The sequence below is a fragment of the Flavobacteriales bacterium genome (assembly GCA_013001705.1).
Lineage (GTDB): Bacteria > Bacteroidota > Bacteroidia > Flavobacteriales_D > JABDKJ01 > JABDLZ01.
Map to the genome: position 1 here is coordinate 1 of JABDLZ010000247.1, position 5769 is coordinate 5769.

The following is a 5769-nucleotide window of genomic DNA, read 5'->3' on the forward strand; positions in this document are numbered from 1 at the left end:
GGTCTATATCTCCTCTCCCAGGAGGTAGCTGAAGCGAAGAGCAAGTCGGAAGTGCTCATTTCCTGCTAGACCTTGAGGACTTCGCACTGCCGCTGAATGAGCTGTATGACCTTCCTCCTGCACTGAAGCACTTCTCCTGTCGGAATACGCAAAACGGTAAACCCTGCTTCTTCTAGTCGCTCTTGTCTTACAACATCCTTTTCAGACACCTCTGAAAAATGATGACTTATGCCATCTATCTCGATAATGAGCAAGATTTCCTTACACATGAAATCTGCGATGTAGTCAAGTACAGGCCGCTGTCTGTTGAATGTCAAGCCCATCATCTGTCCCGCTCTAAGACCGTGTTTCCAAAGCACCACTTCAGATTTGGTCATATTCGAACGAAGTGTTCTTGCTTTCTCCTTTAAGTAGGGATTATAATGATAGCGGTTAGATGGACCAGCCATATCCATGACCATGAAAGTAGGTGTTTGTCAGTTATGGCCCCCTCCCCTCGTGCCCGAGGTACTCCCCCGTGGGGGGAGATGTGATTCATTGACTCAACATACGTAGGGGCAAGGAATCGGACCTGAGTCTCTTCCTCCTCTCCGAGGAGGTGGCTGAAGCGAAGCGGAAGTCGGAGGAGATACCGAATTCCCTACTTTCGAAAGCATGAAACGCTTTCTTATCATCGGCTCGGGTGTACTTGCGCTCATCTATATGCTCAATCCCACTGCCGGCATCTTTGAGATCATCCCTGACAACATCCCGGGTGTCGGCAACTTGGATGAAGGGCTCGCGGTCTATGTGCTCATCTCAGTGATCGCCTTTCTCAGAGGGAAGGATTTCGGGCTATTCTCTCCCTCTCAGGAAGATGAAGAAGACCCGCTCATAGAAGAGCCAAGCGATATCGATTCAGAGAGCTGATTATCTTCGACTCAGGAATCCCATCCTCTCAACTCAGGTCTAACAACACACAAATCTTCCCATGCTCTCTCACATCTCACTATCGGATATCCTATTCATTGATATCGAGACTGCCCCATTGGTCTATCAATTCGGGGACCTTGAGCCTCATGTTCAAGACCTATGGTCACGCAAGACCCAGTGGATACAACATCGGGAAGAAAAAAGCGCTGATGAGGTATATGAGCGTGCGGGCATCTATGCCGAGTTCAGCAAGGTGATCTGTGCCACAGTCGGCTACTTTGCAGAAGTGGATGGAGAACGGAGTTTCCGCATGAAAAGCTTTGCGGGCGATGATGAAGAGAAGCTCTTGACCGGTCTAAAGGAGATTTTCAAAAGGTTCTTTCGCAAGAACAAGGCCCTGCTGTGTGCGCATAATGGGAAGGAGTTCGATTTTCCCTTTCTGGCCAGACGCTATGTGGTCCAGAATATCACCTTACCTGAAGTGCTCCAATTAGCTGGAAAGAAGCCCTGGGAGGTCAGTCATCTGGATACCATGGATCTTTGGAAATTCGGGGATTACAAACACTATACTTCTGTAGAGCTATTGGCACATACGCTAGGTATTCAAAGTCCCAAAGATGATATCAGTGGAGCCGATGTGGCCAAGGTCTATTATGAGGACAAGGACTTGTCGCGCATCCAACGCTATTGTGAGAAAGATGTGGTCACCATAGCGCGTATCCTTCAGCGATTCAAGGGAGTGGATGTGGTAGCAGATGAAGATGTAGTCCTTCTTTGATCGTCATTCTGAACAGAGAGAAGAGTCTCTACATGAAAGATCGATGAGATTCTTCAGTCGGTCTTCTGCCTAATTCAGAATGCCGCTTGCATTCCTAGCCTCCTTTGAAAAGCTTGGAGAATACTTCTTGCAATCTCCCCACTTGAATGATCTGGATGCTATTGGAGGTGGCTTCTTCCACTCCACCGTACTTACTGACGAAGATGCGCTTGTAGCCCAATTTGGCCGCTTCTGATATGCGCTGTTGGATGCGTGAGGCGGGCCGGAGTTCTCCGCTGAGGCCGATCTCTGCCGCGAAGCAATCTCCCGAATCGATGGAAATATCCAGATAGGAGGACATGACCGAGACTGCGACTGCGAGATCCAATCCCGGGTCTTCCACTCTCAGACCACCGGCCACATTCAAGAAGACATCCTTGGCACCTATCTTAAAGCCTCCCCGTTTTTCCAACACAGCGAGCAACATATTCAGCCTACGCGTATCGAATCCCGTGGCGCTTCGTTGGGGAGTTCCGTATACAGCTGAGCTGACGAGCGCTTGTAGCTCGATGAGCATGGGGCGCAAACCCTCGAGCATAGCGCCTACAGCTATTCCACTGTACGCTTCTTCAAAGGAAGTGGTCAGTACCTTGCTCGGGTCGGTGACTTCTTCCAGACCTGTACCTGCCATCTCGAATATGCCCAGCTCATGGGTGCTACCGAAACGGTTCTTCGTAGAACGTAACAATCGATAGGCATGATTCCGATCCCCCTCGAACTGCATGACTGTATCTACCATGTGCTCCAAGATCTTGGGCCCGGCCAGGTTCCCGTCCTTGGTGATATGTCCGATTAAAATGACGGGAGTAGACGTTTCCTTGGCGTAGCGCATCATCTCCGCTGTACACTCACGTATCTGCGAGATACTGCCCGGTGTACTGTCGATGATGGGATTGAATAGCGTCTGGATGGAATCGATGATGACCAGATCGGGTTCGATCTCGGTGAGTTGCTGGAGAATGTGATCCGTGTTCACCTCATTGAGCAGGTAGCATTGTGGGTTGTTCTCTCCCAGCCGCTCGGCCCTGAGCTTGATCTGCTGCAGACTTTCCTCACCTGACACATACAGCACCTTCTTATCGATGGCCATGGCCACTTGGAGCGTCAAGGTAGATTTACCTATCCCGGGTTCTCCTCCAAGCAGGATGACCGAGCCCGGTACCATACCTCCTCCAAGTACACGGTCCAATTCTCCCGAGAGTGAAGAGATGCGCTCTGTATGTTCTGCACTCACCTCACTCAACACTTGGGCCTTTCTCGCATCCGGATTGTATCTACCGGCTGGCGTGCGTGTGCTTTTATCCTTGATGACCAGCTCCTCGATCAGCGTGTTCCATTCCTTACAGGCTGGACACTGACCCATCCACTTCGCAAATTCATTGCCGCAGCTCTTGCAGAAATATGCAGTCTTTGCCTTGGTCTTGGTCGCCATCAGCCTTTCAATTTATTGACTAAGGAAGTCGTGCTGAAACCCTCGACCAAGGGAATGGAGATCACCGCTCCTCCATTGGCCTTCACTTCTTGAGAACCTACGATATACTTCGGATCATCCGTGTCTGTACAATCTGCATCGTAGTCTCCTCCTTTCATCAGTACATCAGGAGCGATCTCCTCGATCAGTGAAAGGGGCGTGTCCTCTCCGAAAAGACAAATAGCCGACACAGCCTCTAGACCGGCCAATACCAAGCCGCGAGCAAGTTCGGGATTCAGCGGGCGCTTAGGCCCTTTGTTCAATCGCTTGACCGATTCATCGGAGTTGAGTCCGATGATCAGGCAATCCACATGGGCTGCCGCTTCTACCAGATAGTTGACATGACCTACGTGCAGAATGTCGAAGACTCCATTGGTAAAGCCCACGGTCAATTCTTCTTCTTTCCAGATGGCCACCTGCTCGCGAATGCTCTCCAGATCATGGAGTTTGAGCAGTAGGTATGGTTGTATGTCCCGTGTATTCACGATTGTAGATGGGCATTAAAAGTAGGGATAAGAACCCTAGGACGATGAGCATCAATGCTTGTGAACCCCAAATGATCAGGCCCAGGGCTTGGCCGGTGCTTTCTGCTATCCCATAGTAACCGAGTGCAAAGGCCACGGCCAGGTGATAAGCACCGGTGCCTCCCGGTGTAAGCACGACTGCGAAACTGCCGAAAACAAAACCCGCCATCACCGCTCCGAGGCCAAGCCCGGAGGTCTCTTCCAGACACTGATACATCACCGCGAACATGCCCACATAGAGTATCCAGATGAGTGCTGTATCTCTGAAGAACTGCACTTTATACGGAGTGGTCCAGATTGAGAGCAGGCCATCCCATATCCCGAGAAGGAATCCTTTCAGTTTATCCACCAGTCCGAATCGCTTGATCAGAACGATGACCAGAACGAGCAGGATGCCCGCTCCCAAGGCTTTGGGCCACCAGGTGCTTTCTTCTGCTACTGGCCGATTGCTGAATTGCGTCTGCATGGCCTCCCAGATGATATCATATTGTGTTAGGACCGTGAATCCCGTTATGGCGAGCAGTATGACCAGGTCCACGACCCGCTCTGCGGCTATCGTCCCGAAGGTCCGGTCGAAGGGGGTGTGCTCTGACTTGGAAAAGAGGCCCGCACGTGATATCTCCCCAGCTCGAGGTATGGCCATATTGATGAGATAGCCGCTCATCACCGCGTGATAGGCATTCCATAAGCGGGTCTTATACCCGAGTGGCTCTATGAGGTATTTCCATCTACGTGCCCGCAGCATGTGACTGCACCAGCCCAAGAACATGGAAATGAGCACCCAGATATACTCTGCACGTCCGAGGGCTTCAAGTAACTCGGCCCTCTGCTGAGGATCCTTGAAGGTGATGTACATGAGATATATGGCCAATCCGATAGGGACGACCACTTTGGCAACTTTGATGAGTTGTTTCATGGCTGTGACCTCAGTCCTTGAGGGAATTGGTCTTGGTATCTGGGAAGACCAGCCAAGGCTTGAAGGTCTTGGCCTCTTCGAAATCCAGATAGCAGTAGCCTATGATGATGACGATATCCCCAACCGCTACTTTGCGCGCTGCCGGACCATTGAGGCAGATGGTGCCTGTGCCGGCTTCGCCATATATGACATAGGTCTCCAGTCGTTCGCCATTGTTGATGTTGACGATCTGCACGCGCTCTCCTTCAAGTAGGTTGGCCGCTTCGGCCAACTTTTGATCGATGGTGATACTCCCTACGTAATTGAGATCGGCCTGGGTCACGTGTACCCTGTGGATCTTGGATTTAACGACTTGAATCTTCATTTCGGAGTGCAAAGGTAGGTGCTTTCAAAGAGAATTTCAGGCTCGGAATATTTCCAGATTATCGATCAGCCGCACCTCTCCGAAGCGGGCTACAACGAATGCCCGGGCAGAATCACACTCGTGCCATCGGAAAATCGTTTTCAAGGTCTGCGAGTCGGCCACTTGGATGTACTCCAGCTCGGCATATTCAGAAGAATTCAGGGCATCTCTACCCCATTGTTCCACCTCATCCGGGTTCATGATGTCTACCAGGTTCTTCATCTCTTGTAATGTCTCGTAGAGTATCGCAGCTCTTTGTCTTTGCTCTTCTGTCAGGCGTTCATTCCTACTGCTCATGGCCAATCCATGGGGTTCACGTACAATGGGGCAGGGTATGATATCTATCGCGTAGTCATGCTCATCGACCAACTTGCGAATGATGGCAAGCTGCTGGAAGTCCTTCTCTCCGAAACAGGCCACATCCGGCTGGATGATATCGAATAAGCGCGCTACTACCTCTACTACGCCATCGAAATGACCCGGACGTTCTGCCCCTTCCATTACTAGGTCCAGACCCTCGTATTCGATCGTCTTGGTCTTATGGCCTTCTGGGTAGATCTCCTCTACATCGGGCATGAAGGCCACATGACAGCCTGAAGCCTCCAGTTTGACAAGGTCCGCCTCTATGGTGCGGGGATAATTCTCCAGGTCGCTGGCTTCGTTGAATTGGGTTGGATTGACGAAAATGCTGGCGACCACCACGTCTGCATGTTCTAGGGCTTTGGT

General features: G+C 51.0%; 8 protein-coding genes. 2 read left to right on the forward strand and 6 right to left on the reverse strand.

The annotated features are described in order from the left end of the window. Nucleotides 1-65: 65 nt before the first annotated feature. Entirely contained in the window at nt 66-449 is a 384-nt protein-coding gene (locus HKN79_09955) for a DUF559 domain-containing protein (protein NNC83891.1), read from the reverse strand. Nucleotides 450-654: 205 nt separating this feature from the next. Here HKN79_09955 and HKN79_09960 point away from each other — a divergent pair, with 205 nt between their 5' ends. Further along, nucleotides 655-909, forward strand: coding sequence for a DUF1232 domain-containing protein (locus tag HKN79_09960; GenBank protein NNC83892.1), 255 nt, complete (start codon nt 655-657; stop codon nt 907-909). 61 nt (nt 910-970) lie between these two features. After that, nucleotides 971-1690 (forward strand): 3'-5' exonuclease, encoded by a 720-nt coding sequence (locus HKN79_09965; protein NNC83893.1) that lies wholly within the window; start codon nt 971-973, stop codon nt 1688-1690. A gap of 94 nt (nt 1691-1784) precedes the next feature. Here HKN79_09965 and radA read toward each other — a convergent pair whose 3' ends face one another. The 5 genes from radA to panC form a co-directional block, all read right to left on the reverse strand. Then, nucleotides 1785-3161, reverse strand: coding sequence for a DNA repair protein RadA (gene radA / locus HKN79_09970; GenBank protein ID NNC83894.1), 1377 nt, complete (start codon nt 3159-3161; stop codon nt 1785-1787). Then, complete coding sequence (locus HKN79_09975) at nt 3161-3655, reverse strand: adenylyltransferase/cytidyltransferase family protein (protein ID NNC83895.1); 495 nt, start codon at nt 3653-3655, stop codon at nt 3161-3163. The genes radA and HKN79_09975 overlap by 1 nt, the downstream gene beginning before the upstream one ends. Then, entirely contained in the window at nt 3639-4640 is a 1002-nt protein-coding gene (locus tag HKN79_09980; protein ID NNC83896.1) for a flippase-like domain-containing protein, read from the reverse strand. Before HKN79_09980 ends, HKN79_09975 begins: the two co-directional genes overlap by 17 nt. A gap of 10 nt (nt 4641-4650) precedes the next feature. Then, complete coding sequence (locus HKN79_09985) at nt 4651-5004, reverse strand: aspartate 1-decarboxylase (protein ID NNC83897.1); 354 nt, start codon at nt 5002-5004, stop codon at nt 4651-4653. 36 nt (nt 5005-5040) lie between these two features. After that, nucleotides 5041-5769: pantoate--beta-alanine ligase (panC, locus tag HKN79_09990; protein NNC83898.1), on the reverse strand; the 729-nt coding region annotated here is incomplete at its 5' end.